We start from the raw sequence: 14,232 nt of genomic DNA, 5'->3' as shown, positions 1-14,232 counted from the left end.
TTTTGTTATGAATCCCATTCACCGATTCGGCAAGCAAGCTATTTTTGCTTATTTAATGATCTGGTTTGTTGGCAGCCTGTGGATGATGGCCGTGCTTGGCAGCAGTTCTTTTGAACGCAAAATACTGGGCGTTGATTTCGTCCTCTTTCATGAGTATGCTTGCTTCGGCTTTGCAGGAGCGCTTGGTGGTGCGCTATATGGTTTGCGCATGTTTCATGAGCATTATCAAGAGCTCACCACGCAGTGGATCTACTGGTACCTCATGCGGCCTATTCTGTGCTTCGGCTCTGCCATTATCACGATTATCCTATTCGCGAGCGGCATTATGCTGCTGGAAGTTGGCGACTCGATGTCAGCGCGTATCAGCATAGCCTTTCTGACTGGTTACGGCTACGGAAAGTTCATGGAGAAGCTGCGTGATTTAACATCGACGTTCTTCAACGGGAAAAATACGAATGGAACGAACGGGAATGGGAATGGAAACGGGAGTGATACGCCTACGAAGTGAGTGGGTTTGTGTTGAGTGAGTGAATGAGTGAGTGAATGAATGGCAGACCTAACTTTCGTTGCGGAGTGCTGGCTGGCGGGAAGTCACGATCTTCACCCGACGCGAATAACTGGAAAACCTCCATCTATTTTCTTCAAAATTCATTCGGAATTGGATTTAGATGGAAAAACTACATCTAATTTCATCGAATTCGAGCATTCCCACTACTTCCGGCTCATTTAGCTGTAGGAAATCCATCTAATCGCTGAAAACACGGAAATTCGACTGAAATAGATGGAGGAAATCCATCTAATCTGCTGCCGCGGTGAGTTTGGGTTGGCGTATGCTGACGGTGAAGGTKGTGCGTGTTACGGCAAATGGTGCGGTGTGTGATGGCGTGGAGAGTAGCTGGGTGTGGTCCGGGGTGCGATATGTGTGCGTCTTACGGCGGCAATTTGTGCAAAGTGTGATTAGTATGGTGAGTGGATAAGTGTGGTCCAGGGTGCGATAGTTGTGTGCGTCTTACAGCAATTGGTGCGAAGTGTGATAGGTATGGCGAGTAGCTGGTGTGGTTCGTGTGCTGTGTCGTGCAAGTAGCTAGCTGCATGAAAAAAATGCCACCGCGCGAAGACAGCCGCGGTGGCATTTCGTTTAAGGTGCATCGAAGGTATGCACCTTGTTCCAGTTCACACCACCGCTGCGGGTGGTGTACATGACACTCGGCTGCTCATTATCATTCGTGATGAGCCAGCCGCTATTCGCGTCTGCCATACCGAGCAGCAGATCGCCGTACCCCGTGAACGACTCCGTGCCGTTCACCCAGGTCTTGCCGCCGTCCTTCGTCCAGCCGACGGAGTTCGGCTTGTCGCATGCCGGGCAGCTGCCGCCCATGAAGGCTACGTCGGTGTTCACGACGTAGAGAGGGCCGGGCTTCGAGCCCGTGTTCTTCGGCCCCGTCGTATCCCCCATAGGGAATCCAGGGGCCGGTCCTCCACCTGCCGTGCTGTTCACCAGCACGGTCTGCCAGGTCTTCCCGCCGTCTTTGGTGTGAAACAGCGAATACGAGGTTTGTGTCATCCCCGATTCCCCAATCAGCTCGATCCACGCGTCATCCACGCCAGCGGAGCGAATGACGGTTCCTGTTAATGTCGCGACGGTTGGACGTGACATCACAGATTTCCAATTTTGCCCGCCATCCTGCGTGCGCAGCACTTCGATTTTATCCTGAGCTTGTCGAACAGCCCAGCCATTCTTATTATCATGAAAATAGGCATCCCCTTTGATACCTTCAGGAACTGGAAGCTTCGCCCATTTGACACCACCATCTACGGTATGTGCATTGCCGCTAAAAGCTTCCTGCTTCGACACGAAATGGAGGAACCCTTGATTGGGAACGGTACCGACTGTCGACCATTTGGTTCCGCCATCCTGCGTACTAAACAGCTTCCCCGTTTCTTTCTCTGTTGCCCACGCATCCTGATCATTCAAGGCAAATAGCTGCCCTACCTCACCAATGCCCGTGTACTGCACCTTCCACTTCCCGCCACCGTCATCGGTATGAGCGATCCACCCTTTGCCGCCAATCCAGCCCTTTTGAGCATCAGCCAGCCTTAGGGCAGTTACCCCTTTCATAAGAGCCGTTGAGCCCTCACTGCCTTTGGTCGGTACGGTTGTCGGTTCTGCGCTAGGAGTCGCAGGAGTTGCCGTTGGCTCCACCTTCGCCACTGTACTCGATATCGGTGATTCTGAAACCGTTACTTGACCACTCGCCTGTCCGGAAGATTTACACCCTGTTAAGGCAAGACTTGTTATCGCTAACAGCAGCAGCGTTCTTTTTAACATCATACATCATGCTCCCTTCACTTACTTGTGTAGTTGATATTTCATAGACGTTACTTAGGAGAGAAAAGTTGATCTACATCCTTACCATCTTCCCCCATTTTCGAGAAATTAGGCATGACTCACCCCTCTGAGGAATACAATCGTAAACAAGAAGGGGGACATAGTTACGGAAAGTGAGGAGGATCTGTTGAAATTCATTTGGGGCAAAAAGGAACTCACCTTCATGATCATTCCGGGTGCCAACCGCCATACCGTAAGATTCAAGCTTCCGCACAGTAGTCTGTATATTGTGCCTAGTGTGATCCTGCTTGTGCTGATCGGTTTCTTTGTGACGATTTACTTAATGAATACCCTGTCCCATCAAACTCAAAACAGCATGAAACAAGCTTTCGATGGACAAGAACGTCAGTTGGTTGATCAAATTACACATCAAACAAGTGAAATTGAACAGCTGCAAATTGATTTGATTGACCTTGCTCAGCAGGCCGATGAATTCAAGGTAAAGCTAGAGGAAATTAAGAAAATAGATCATGTGATAGAACTCATGAGTCAACCAGAAACCGTAAACGGGACAAGCAAAAAAGTAGCAAGCACCCCGAGCACTAAGCCAGTGAATGGAACGAATGTTGATGTTGGCGGCAGCGATGTACCTATCACTACGGATGATGTTTCTACCCTCGTTAGCAACACGAAGCAAGGGCTTTTTTCATTAGTTGGCGATATTAATGCACTCCTCGTCAATCTCAATGAATCCGAAGCCAAAATTAAAGAAGCTGAGCACTTGCGCAGTATTACGCCTACACTATGGCCCATCGCCTCGCACAGCATTACCTCTGGCTTCGGCATCCGCATAGATCCTTTTACATACAAGCCCTCCATGCATACAGGCTATGATATCGACGGTGAGTACAATGATCCCGTCTACGTAACGGCCGCAGGTAAAGTTATTGCTGCGGGCTTTGATGGCGAGCTTGGCAACTATATTATTGTTGATCACGGCAGGGGCATTGAAACGGAGTATATGCATTTGAATAAAATATTGGTAAAACGCGGAGAATCTGTAACAAAAGGTCAGCAAATCGGTCTTGTTGGTTCTACTGGACGCAGCACGGGCTCCCATCTTCATTATGAAGTTCATAAAAACGGTATCCAAATTGACCCTAAACCTTATCTCATTTCAGATCGAAAGGATGAACGCAAATGATTGGAAGCTCGAAGTTGAAACGAATCGATACGAAAACAACAGACACATTAATTGGAGCTAGTACGATCTGTGAAGGTAAAATCATGACCGAAGCTAGTCTTCGTATTGAGGGTCAAATGAACGGTGACATTGAATGTGCCGGTGACGTCACGATTGGTGAGAACGCTGTCGTTCAATCGAATATCCACGCCCGCGATGTGATCGTAGCCGGCAAAGTGAAAGGCAACATTTATACCAAGGGCAAACTAATCGTGACAAGCTCTGGGGTCTTGATTGGGAATATTGATGTGCGGTCCGTCATTATCGAGGAGGGCGGCATTTTCCAGGGAAGTAGTGCGATGAATGCAGCTGCAGTACAAAATGAGAAAACCGGAGGCGGCAAGGTCATCGATGCCAAGGCGCATAAGCAACAAAAAAGCGAACAACAAGCTGCTTCTGGTGGAAATTAGAGCAGCTTTATATACAAAGAGCTCGTCTTCATCCGCTGGCGGCGGGTGCGACGAGCTCTTTCTCATTTCCCAGCTTTCACTTCGGCCAGCATAGAAAGATCCACAAACCGGCTAAGATCCAGCTCCTCTGGCGTAATACCTTTGATGTATCTAGCGCCGATAGACACCTTCGCCATCTCTTCCATCACTTTGACATCCACGTCAGTGGTCAGCTTGAGGCGGCTAAGAGAAGCTTTAATCAAGCTTTTATCCATACCTTTACCACTATATTGCTTCAACTGATTGTTGATCAGATCATAAGCTTGCTCGGGACTATTTTGAATGAACGCGATGCCGTCCAGATTCGCCTTAATTGCGCCCTTCACAATATCACGATGCTTGGCGATAAACGAATCGCTGGCCACCATAATCACCGTTGGATAGTCGCCATTGTTGGGCGGGATCGCCTGCCAATCGGCAACGACTTTACCGAGCCCAGCCTTCTCAATCTGCGTTCCCCAGGGCTCAGGGACTAAAGCTGCATCGATTTCTTTCTGACGAAAAGAGATCAGCGTATCTGCTGGAGAGCGGACGATGAGATGCGCATTCTCCATGCCTCTGCCTAGCGAAATGCCTGCTTGCTGAAGCAGCAAACGCAGCGAAATTTCATTCGTATTCCCCTTGGCAGGGATCGCGATGGTTTTATCTCGCAAGTCTGCGGTCGTCTGTATGCCTGCGTCCGATCTCGCAACCAGCACGGCACCGCCGTTATTGGATCCGGAGACTACGCGGAAATTACCGCTTTTCAAGAAAAAAGTCGTCGCAGGTCCTGGACCTACGAATCCTACATCGATATCCCCCGTTGCCATCGCTATGGACAGATCGGAACCGTTATCGAAAGGTGTCACTTCGATCTTCACTTCGTCGCCCCATTCGCGGGCAAAGTAACCTTTTTCCAGCGCGATGTAGGCGGCGGCATGGGTCACATTTTTGAACACACCAACTCGAACGACTTGTGGCTTACCGGATGCTGTCAGCTTTTCCTCACAGGCACTCAGGAGTGTTATAGCGAGGAGTAACAGCAGAAGTACTTTAATGCGCCTTGTCATCACGCCCACTCCCCTACGACTTGGAGCCAGCGAGGCCGTAGCGCTCTAGCACTTTATCTTCTAGTTTTTTGAAACAGAAATGGTCTGAAACCGTGCCTAGCACAGCAATAATAATGACGATACAGAGCATGAGAGAGGTGTCCCCGAGATTTCGTCCATCCTGTAAAAGCTGACCTAACCCCGCGCCCTTGGCAATCAACTCACCCGCAACAAGAGCCCGCCAAGCAAATGCCCATGCTGTACGTACACCGTTGATCAAATGAGGGAAAGCAGCCGGAATCATAACCTGAAGGAACAGGTTAAAGCCATTCCCCGTCCCCATCGTCTGAGCGGCGCGCAAATAAATCGGCGGGATATTCTTAATCCCTGTACGGCTTGCCAAAGCCATCGTCCAAGTAGCCCCGAGTGTTGTGATGAAAATAACGGAAGATTCGTTAAGTCCGAACCATATAATTGCAAAAGGCAGCCAAGCGATACTCGGAATCGTCTGCAAAGAAACGACTAGGAAGCCTAACGTGTCATCGAGCAAACGATATCTAGCAAAGAGAAAACCAAGCGTTGTCCCTATCGCGAGTGACAAAGCAAAGGAAATGAGCAGCCGCAGCATACTTGCTCCAGCAGCTTGCAGCAGCTCCCCATGCACGATACCGTCATAGAAAGCTTGCAGTGTCTGGGAGACCGACGGAAATTTCCAACCCCAGCCGAAAATCCTATATCCCGCCTCCCAAGCTATCAGAAGCAGTACCAGAAAAATCGTTCTTCTTAATGCTGTACTCATCGCCAGTCTCCTCTCTCACAACTTTCTCCAGCTCATCCGCCAGTGCGTCCATAATCAACGCCTCCATATGATGGAGCACGGAATCTGCGCTGTCGCGAGGTCTCGCTGCTTTGACAGAGAACTCCTTCTTGATCGTGCCGGGACGTGTGGACATCACCAGAACCCGATCCGACAGGATGACTGCTTCGCGAATATTGTGGGTAATGAAGAGAATTGTTTTGCGCGTACGCATCCATATTTCTTCCAATTCTTTATGCAAAATAAGGCGTGTTTGCTCATCTAATGCCGCAAAAGGCTCATCCATCAGCAAAATTTCCGGGTCCATCGCGAGCGCTCTGGCAATCGCTGCCCGCTGTTTCATTCCACCTGACAGCTCATGCGGATATCGATCCGCGAAGCGGCTTAGATGCACAGATTTGATCTGCTCCATCGCCATCTCGTGGCGCTCTTTCTTGGGGATTCCCTTCTGCCTAAGGCCAAAAGCCACATTGTCTAACACCGTCAGCCATGGGAAAAGACCATGCTCCTGAAACACGACGACACGGTCCGCTCCAGCACCTGTTACCTTTTTCCCATTAACCTGAATGATGCCTTCAGACTGCGTATCAAAGCCAGCAACAAGGTTCAGAACCGTCGATTTCCCACAGCCTGAAGGGCCGAGCAGGGAGACGAACTCCCCTTTTTTTATCGTCAATGTGATGTCATCCAACGCTTTATAACTGCCGCCGATGCGCTGAACGAACGTCTTGCTGACTCCCTTAATCTCGATCAAGCTCTCTCATCCCCCTGCGAAGCAAACGTATAAACACTCATACTTTCAAATCGATTAGAATAACATTTTCAAGCCTGCCAAGCCTAACCCAATGATGAATCCGCAAATCGCACCATTCACCCGAATCCATTGTAGATCGCTGCCGATCTTCTCTTCCATGAGCACCGTCAACTTCTCGTTGTCGAGTTTGTCTAGGTTCTCTTTCACCAGTTGGCCGATTTTACTGTGATTTTGTTCTACGTAGGACGCGATCTGCTCTTGAATCCAGTCTTCACCCTTGTGCAGCATATCGGGGTTTTGACGAATGGATGTAAGCATTTTGCGTATAATGGGCACTACATGTTGAGGAACAAAATCCGGCTCATCGATGAAGGCTTCCGCTTTTTCTTTTAGTTTTGTAAGTAACAGCGCTAGCTTCTCATCCAGGTCGAACAACTCAGGAAGCTTTGTTTTCAGTTTTTCTAGCTCTGCTAGCAGCTGTGGATTACGCTCTAACTTGTGCAATTCGTTCCGGATAAAAGTAAGCACAGATTCTCGGCGCGGATGGTTTTTCGTACGCATTTGTTCGATATAGCTGAGTACGAAATTCTGGATAATACCGCCAATTTTCTCCTCGTTAACCATACCAATAAACGCATTCACGGCAAAAGCTATGAAGCCATTGGACTGCAAACCTTCAAATGCTTTGATCGCCATTGCTCCCAGCTGATCACGCGTATCCGATTTGATTGCCCATGCCGCCGCTTTGTCTAGGACAAAATCGAACGTTTTACCGTCGTATCCGCCATCTTCGATGCTGTCCACAACGGTGCGTACGAGTCGGCTTGTATCAACGTCTTGGAGCGCTTTATGAATTTCCTCTGCTAAGAGAGGAGTTAATTTCTCTAGGTCAATCGCTTGAAGCGCTTGTTTCGCTAGCGCCGTGAGCCCTTTGTGCAAGGACGCATTGTCCAGCTGCTTGTCTGCCAGCTCTAGGCCGCGCTCCAAGAAACGGATTTGCTGCAGGCGCGCACGAATGGTTTCTTTGGACAGCAGTTCATTCTGTACCGTGGAGACGAGCGCCTTCGTGATCTTCTCCCGATTGTTCGGCAGCAGCGCCGTATGTGKGATGGGAATACCTAGCGGATGACGGAAAAGGGCGCTAACTGCGAACCAGTCGGCCAAGCCGCCGACAACCCCTGCCTCGAACCCGCCTTGCAGGAATGTGCCCCACACCGTGGAGGACACAGCTGTTGGCAGCGTAGCCAGAAAGCCCGCACCCATTACACCAAGTGAAACCGTTGCTATATACTTTGCTTCTTTTTTCATCGTCATAACATCTCTTTCCTCGTGAGGTTGATAAATCATTCTTTTTATTTTATCACATATTGGAAAGAAACGTGGTAGCGGGTTGGAGAGGGAGGAAATTGGATGCAGATTGACCTCTGTTTAGCAAAGAAGTCGCATGTTGTGCAGCATCATTGCTGGGAATTAAAAAATCCCCTCCCGGTCGGCGATTGCCTTCTAGGAGAGGATGCTGTTTGACAAATAAGACTGCTTAATTAGCAGAAGCCGCTTGAATATCTTTAAACGCCCAGTGCTGCTCCGTTACATCTGACCATTTTGCTGCCGCGCCATATAATGGCTCTTGACCAAGCAGTTTGTTGATCATGATTACGGCTTCAGCACGAGTCAATCTCATCTCCGGACGGAACGTGCCATCCGCATAACCGTTGATAATTCCCGCTGCCTTTACTTGATGAATTGCCACTTGCGCCCAATGATCGACCACGTCTGCGAAGCTTCCACCGGCTGCGTCAGGCTTCACCGTCAACAGCTTGGATGCGATGCTCGCCATCTCCGCGCGCGTGATCGTTTGTTCTGGTCTGAAACTGCCATCTGGGTAGCCTGACATCAATCCCATTTTCGCCACTTGATCAATCGCTTCCTTTGCCCAATGTGTCGATTCTACGTCCGTGTAGGCGATGCCTGCTTGCGTTGTCGACTTATCGAATGCACGGGTCAATATCGTTGCCATTTCAGCTCGGGTGATGCTTCGTTCAGGTCCAAATGTGCCATCAGGATAACCTGACATATAAGCATTGCGCTGCTTGACCGGCGTTGCCAAAGTAGCGTTCCAACCCTTCATATGCACAATCGTAAATGTACTAAATTTGTTCACTGCGAAGCGAATGCCGAGTTCGCCGTTTTGGTCAAACTTTACAATCTCTCCTCGGACGAATTCTTTCGTGCCGTCGCTATGCTCAATGTAAATACCGAGATCGTTCTTCTGCTCATCGCTAAGCGCCACGTCGCCGAGCGGCAAGCTCAGGGTTACTGTGCGACCCTGCAGATTCGTTTCGATCGTCATCGGACGACCGATCACTTCGGCGCTGCCCAGTTCTGCGATTAGGAGCACGGCTTGCTTAGTTTTTGCACGTTGCTCGACTGCATCGTGCTCTTCTTTCTTTTTGATCGGTACAACGCGGAAGTAGGTATCATTGCCAAGCCCTTGTAGCGAGCTGCCAKGGATATCAATCCGCACGTTGCCCGTAACAACTTCGAGCCCTACGTTTGCCTTGGCTAATTGCTCTGTCGACGCTTTCGGGAGCTTCACATTCAATTCCGCAACCTCGTCCTTCTCATCGGGAATGACGATTTTGGCCGAGTTGGAGCCTGCTGCTGCGAGTTGAGCGATCGTATCGACCATTTGTTCAGAAGTCAAATTGACTTCATCTCGCTTCTGTCCGTTTGCATCTGGCGTGCGGTTGATGACAACTGCTATCACGATAGAACCGTCATCGCTTTTGCCACCCCCAACATGGATCGTTTCAGTCTGAGGACCAGTTACTGTATCATCACCGCTGCTTCCCGATACAGGTATTTGCAATTGAATAGAAGCTGTGAGAGGAACAGTCGTAACATTGCCTACCGCATCCTTCAACTCCATATATACCGTCTTTGCCCCATCTCCCGATGCAAGCAACCACGCTTTCGTTCCAGCTGCCGCCTCCCAGGAGCTCCAAGTTGCATTGTCATTGGAAAAACGCATCTGTACACTTCCTGAACCTGCTCCGTCGGAGCTGTATACCGCCAAAGTGACCGATGTTGTACTCGTTATGGCCGCTCCTCCGTTTATGCTGAGCGTCCCCGTCGGAGGCGTCATATCGAACGCTACGGTCCTGAACGCCATATCGCTTCCATAGGTCGTTCCCACAACGTTAGTGGCATAGGCTCGGAAATAGTACGTCGTATCAGGCATTAAGTTCACAAGGTCAAACGCATACACCTGTGGACTGCTTGCGCCGCTGATCGCAATGTTCCCCTCACTGCCATCCGGATTCGGAGTAGTTCCATATACTGCGCCATAAACCGTAATCGGACTACTGCCGACGCTAATGATTTCCGTTTGGATAATCGCTGAGGTCTCTGTCACATTGTTCGCTGCTCTTGTCTGTACTGCAGGGGCTGCAGGCACAATTATCCTGTTTACAGTAAAACTTGCCGTTTTCTCCGCGCCTGCCACATATTTTATTTTTACCAGAAGCTCTGCATCGCTTATATGATCTGGTAGAATACTGTCAATACCAAACGTAATGGTTTTATCTCCATTAACAATCATCGTTTGAAGAAATAAGGGCGCTTCCGTTGCAACGCCATCTTTCGTCACTGTAAACGTTCCGCTAAATGAGCTTTTCATAATGTCCGTAGGCAAATCGCCAAAGGTTACAGTTAATTTGCCGTTTTCAGGAATGACGGCTGTGGTCAAATCTGTTACCGTGATTGAGCGGACGGCATATTTGGTGTTGTCGGCTGACGATGTTGCTCTAATATCTGTTGTACCGATTCCAACAGCCGTAACAAGCCCATCTTCATTGACAGTTGCCACATTTTCATTGTCCGACGCCCATAGCAGCGTTTTAACAGAAGCATCGGCAGGTAGAACTTCGGCATGCAACTGCGCAGCCTCGCCAACTCCCATTACTTTGTCGGTTGTGTCCAAGACTACTGATTCCACTGGTTTCGGCGCGACAGCCAAGTGAATCGTCCACGTGTTTTGAAACTTGACCGCATTTATTTCCGGATTTACTTTAATAACAATTTGCGGGTCTGTCTGCTCAACCGTAATGTTATCGTCTTTGGCGATAACGCCCAGAGCCTTACGGTCAACAGTGACGGTTAGTTCTTTATTGCCATTCACTGTCGGGTTCATCACGGCTATTTTTAATGTATTGTCCGGATACTCCCGAACTATAACAGACGCTTCATCGCTGACAGTAACACCACCAGCGCTTGTTGTAGTCCGCACAAAGCTGTTAAGGGCCGTAATACCCAAAGCTTTATGCTTGACCGCTTGTAAATCCGCCGTATTGGACAGAACTTCGAATCCCGGGGATTCCGAATATGCCGCCACCTCTTGGGGATTCATACCAGGAAGAATGGCATATTCATAGGAAGCACCACTAGGGTTCGTTCCATGGTCAATATACATGGTCAAATAGTTATCTGTTACAGGTGTATCATCATAAAACATGGAAGGGTTATCGTTTATAGTCTTCCATGATTCCGTACGTGATTCTCTTAATACGTTTAAATTGGAGCTGTCTGGGAAGTAATAACCAATATCGGAACCCTCGACTCTTCCTTCAAGATAAGCCCAATTTGGATTTTCAACAGTTTCGCTATAGCCTAATGCAGAAGATTTGGTTTCCCCATCAACTACAAAGGTATTGCTTCCTGAAGAATTAAGCCTTCTGTTCTCTACAATCGTTTCTATAGCACGGCCTTTAGAACTTTTAATTCCCGCGCCAAGTGCAACAATTTCATTGTCAAAAACAAACCATGATTTTTTAGCTGTCAAATCCATGTCTTTGGCATTAGTACCTTTTGTATTATCCTGGAGGTCGGTTTTATCTAAGGCCATTCCTGCCACCGCATAATTATCCAGCTTTGAAGCGCCTGCCCATCTGATCTTGKGATTGACAGAGGAACCAGTTCCGCCTGTTCCCAGAATCTCGAGATGCTCTATAGGCTTTGTATCAACCGTAGTCCCGGGCAGCCTCTTATAGTCAACGGTAGCCCAGAAGTTTTCCGCATATTGCATTATGTCATTATTATACAGATATGTGAATCCATCGGATGTATGTACACCGCGTCTATTTTCCTGATTGCCCGCTTCAAATGACGCTACTCGATAATTATACATGGCCAAATCAAACAGATAGTCGTCTCTCTTCACTGTTGTACGAGCCATGCGATTAAAGGTGTATGCGCCTGTTACTTCTGCTTCCGGGGCGATAGACTCATCCTGCAGCACACTTTTAAATAATTGTCTGTCAAACAGGCTTGTCGTTTCCAACAGCTTCGGGTTTGCAAGCAAATGCGCCTTGGCAACAGCCTTAAAGTGGGTTGACAACGAACCGTTTATCGATTGGGCAAGCATAATCAGTGCTTTGACGTGTGAATTTGCGCTTTTTCCTCCAACAGCTTTGGTTTGCCTTGATGCTGAACGTCCCCAGGTTGAATACAACAGCATTCCCTTGTACATCTGAGGTAAATATGCGGTATCGACTGCCTCATATACGCGACTAACGTCGGCCTCGTTAGGCCCATAAGTCGAATCGCCGATCGTATACAAAATCTCGCTGATACCGCGAAGGCTTTCGGTACCATAGCTGTTCGTGTATGGAATGTTGCTGTGCTCAATGAACGAGCCGTCATAATAAATGCCAGTGCCGGTTGTAACAAGTTCAAGAACCTGGCTGTTCGCGTTAAGCAACTTGCTGGAGGCTTCTTTGATTCTAAGAGAATCTTTTGTTAATATGCCGTGCATCATAACGATTAAACTTTTGTCTACTCGATTGGCGGCGATAGCGTTGCCACCAGTTACAACTGTATCTGCTGTCGGCGAAAATACTTTCACCTTAGCCATATACTTGTCGATTTTCGCTTGCGGCAGGTAATCGTAGAGCAKCGTTACGATGTTGTTCACTTCCTTAGGCATGCCGATATCTCTTTCCCACCAGTTGGATATCGCCCATTTTGGACTCGTCGTGAACAAGTTACTGTCCATCCAATCTAAACCAAAAATAATGTCCCGATACAAGTCAGCATTATATTGGAGAGGCGATCCTTCCGTCACGTAAGCCACGGACATGTCTAACAGAAATTTGTAGTACGTTTGGAACTCTCTTGTGAGGTTGCCCATATCCGCATCTGTCCACAGCTGGGAGGAAGCGTTGGCGTTTTTGTTCATTTTCTCCCAGTACATTTGTCCTTTGGCTACTCTTTCATCAACTATGGCCTTGATTTCAGAATCGTTGATGTCATAGCCTATATAAAAAATGTAATCCGACCACCGTTTTCGCATACGGTCAAATTCATCCTCCGTATACGCGGTAACAGTGACCTGGCAATCGGCTGAATGCACCCCCGAAGTTGCCGTGATCGTTACGGTTCCCGTACCTTTGCTGAAAACCACGCCATCCCTCACAATGGCAACGCTTTCATCAGATGACGACCATAGGATTGGATCCGTTGCATTGAAGGGTATACGGGTAGCGTTGAGTACTAGATTCTTGCCTTTCGGAATCGTTGAGGCGGTTCTGTCAAGGCTAATCCCCGTTACATGACTGCTAGCCGTAATTACGCAAGTGGCTATCTTACTTGGATTTCCAACCGAAACTGCTGTAATTGTTGCGGTCCCATCTACTAAACCTTTCACCACGCCATTGTCATCAACCGAAATTATCGATGAATCGGAGCTAGACCATGTGACTGCTTTGTTAGAAGCGCTCGCAGGAGAGATCGTGGCGTTCAACTGGTGCTCGGTTCCTGTCAGCAAAGTAAGGGCTGATACATCCAAATTCACATTATCAACAGCCGTTGGGACAGGCTTAATCACGAGATTGTCCATCCAAAATTCGCCTGTGTTCCAAGGGGTGGTTTGTTTCTTACTTATTGCAAAAAGAAATTTAATACCGGCGATGTCGTTGTTGTTTGGCGCTGTGAAGGTTTTCGTATAGGTTTGCCAGGCCTGATTGGCGCCTATTGTAAAATGGTCAGTGCGACCAACCGTGCTGCTAGCTGTTCCGTCACTCTTCACAAACTCCGTCCGCACTATTACACTATCGGTGTTGGCGCCTGTTTTGATATCCACAGATATGGTGTATTTGCCGTTTGCAACCGCAGGCAAATCAGTGATTTTCTCTAGATAGCCGGCGGATTTATCATACTGCACATGTAGGGACTGGGTTCCTTGCGTTTTCTCGGTTGTATCATAGGTAGCTCTGGCATAATTGGGTGCGCCGTGGTTCAATCCAAGTTTCCACTCTTTTCCAACCGTAGCAGTCATCGGTCGACCTTGCACAAAAACAACAGTAGTGTCGGCTGGATTGATTTCGTCAGGCTCAAAGCCTGCTCCTTTCAAAATCATATTGTCTGTGTCAGCAGCTTGAGCAATCGGCTGCACGAAGTTAAAGCAACTGATCGCTATGACGATGCTGAGAAATATGGCTATACTTTTTTTAATTCGTCTCATAACTATAATCATTCCTCCTGTTATCCCGGTTCGTACACCTTTGGTTGCTTGTCATGCATTTATCCTACTAAGAACGCACTCCTTCGGACAATG

The 14,232-nt window shown here is 48.4% G+C and carries 9 protein-coding genes; 3 read left to right on the top strand and 6 right to left on the bottom strand.

The window, feature by feature from the left end:
* The first annotated feature begins 7 nt into the window (after positions 1-7).
* Complete coding sequence (locus AC1DLM_RS07310) at positions 8-508, top strand: hypothetical protein (RefSeq protein WP_477569559.1); 501 nt, start codon at positions 8-10, stop codon at positions 506-508.
* 630 nt (positions 509-1,138) lie between these two features.
* Here the strand turns inward: AC1DLM_RS07310 and AC1DLM_RS07305 are convergent.
* A complete protein-coding gene (locus AC1DLM_RS07305) occupies positions 1,139-2,332 on the bottom strand; it encodes a hypothetical protein (protein ID WP_477569558.1) in 1,194 nt (397 codons plus the stop codon).
* A 184-nt stretch (positions 2,333-2,516) separates the two neighbouring features.
* Between AC1DLM_RS07305 and AC1DLM_RS07300 the strand changes: the two genes are divergently transcribed.
* Positions 2,517-3,533: a peptidoglycan DD-metalloendopeptidase family protein gene (locus tag AC1DLM_RS07300; protein ID WP_477569557.1), complete on the top strand. Its 1,017-nt coding sequence runs from the start codon at positions 2,517-2,519 to the stop codon at positions 3,531-3,533.
* Positions 3,530-3,982: a bactofilin family protein gene (locus AC1DLM_RS07295; RefSeq protein WP_441988282.1), complete on the top strand. Its 453-nt coding sequence runs from the start codon at positions 3,530-3,532 to the stop codon at positions 3,980-3,982. Before AC1DLM_RS07300 ends, AC1DLM_RS07295 begins: the two co-directional genes overlap by 4 nt.
* Before the next feature lie 62 nt (positions 3,983-4,044).
* Here the strand turns inward: AC1DLM_RS07295 and AC1DLM_RS07290 are convergent, their stop codons facing one another.
* The 5 genes from AC1DLM_RS07290 to AC1DLM_RS07270 form a co-directional block, all read right to left on the bottom strand.
* Positions 4,045-5,070 carry an ABC transporter substrate-binding protein gene (locus AC1DLM_RS07290; protein ID WP_477569556.1) on the bottom strand — a complete coding sequence of 342 codons (1,026 nt, stop codon included), beginning with the start codon at positions 5,068-5,070 and terminating at the stop codon, positions 4,045-4,047.
* Between the two features lie 13 nt (positions 5,071-5,083).
* Positions 5,084-5,848, bottom strand: a complete 765-nt coding sequence (locus AC1DLM_RS07285; protein WP_028553815.1) for an ABC transporter permease — start codon at positions 5,846-5,848, stop codon at positions 5,084-5,086.
* The gene (locus tag AC1DLM_RS07280) at positions 5,781-6,620 is read right to left on the bottom strand and encodes an ABC transporter ATP-binding protein (protein WP_477569555.1); all 840 of its coding nucleotides are present in this window, start codon (positions 6,618-6,620) and stop codon (positions 5,781-5,783) included. The genes AC1DLM_RS07285 and AC1DLM_RS07280 overlap by 68 nt, the downstream gene beginning before the upstream one ends.
* Before the next feature lie 54 nt (positions 6,621-6,674).
* Positions 6,675-7,934, bottom strand: a complete 1,260-nt coding sequence (locus AC1DLM_RS07275; protein WP_477569554.1) for a DUF445 domain-containing protein — start codon at positions 7,932-7,934, stop codon at positions 6,675-6,677.
* A 223-nt stretch (positions 7,935-8,157) separates the two neighbouring features.
* Positions 8,158-14,139 (bottom strand): polysaccharide lyase family 8 super-sandwich domain-containing protein, encoded by a 5,982-nt coding sequence (locus AC1DLM_RS07270; RefSeq protein ID WP_477569553.1) that lies wholly within the window; start codon positions 14,137-14,139, stop codon positions 8,158-8,160.
* Between the last annotated feature and the right edge of the window lie 93 nt (positions 14,140-14,232).

Source organism: Paenibacillus sp. 01T442 (genome assembly GCF_056398345.1).
This window is presented reverse-complemented; position numbering and strand designations above follow the sequence as displayed.

Excerpts from the sequence above, each read along its gene's own strand:
- AC1DLM_RS07295 (WP_441988282.1), top strand. The coding sequence starts at position 3,530 with ATGATTGGAAGCTCGAAGTTGAAACGAATCGATACGAAAACAACAGAC.
- AC1DLM_RS07305 (WP_477569558.1), bottom strand. The coding sequence starts at position 2,332 with ATGATGTTAAAAAGAACGCTGCTGCTGTTAGCGATAACAAGTCTTGCC.
- AC1DLM_RS07285 (WP_028553815.1), bottom strand. The coding sequence starts at position 5,848 with ATGAGTACAGCATTAAGAAGAACGATTTTTCTGGTACTGCTTCTGATA.
- AC1DLM_RS07290 (WP_477569556.1), bottom strand. The coding sequence starts at position 5,070 with ATGACAAGGCGCATTAAAGTACTTCTGCTGTTACTCCTCGCTATAACA.
- AC1DLM_RS07310 (WP_477569559.1), top strand. The coding sequence starts at position 8 with ATGAATCCCATTCACCGATTCGGCAAGCAAGCTATTTTTGCTTATTTA.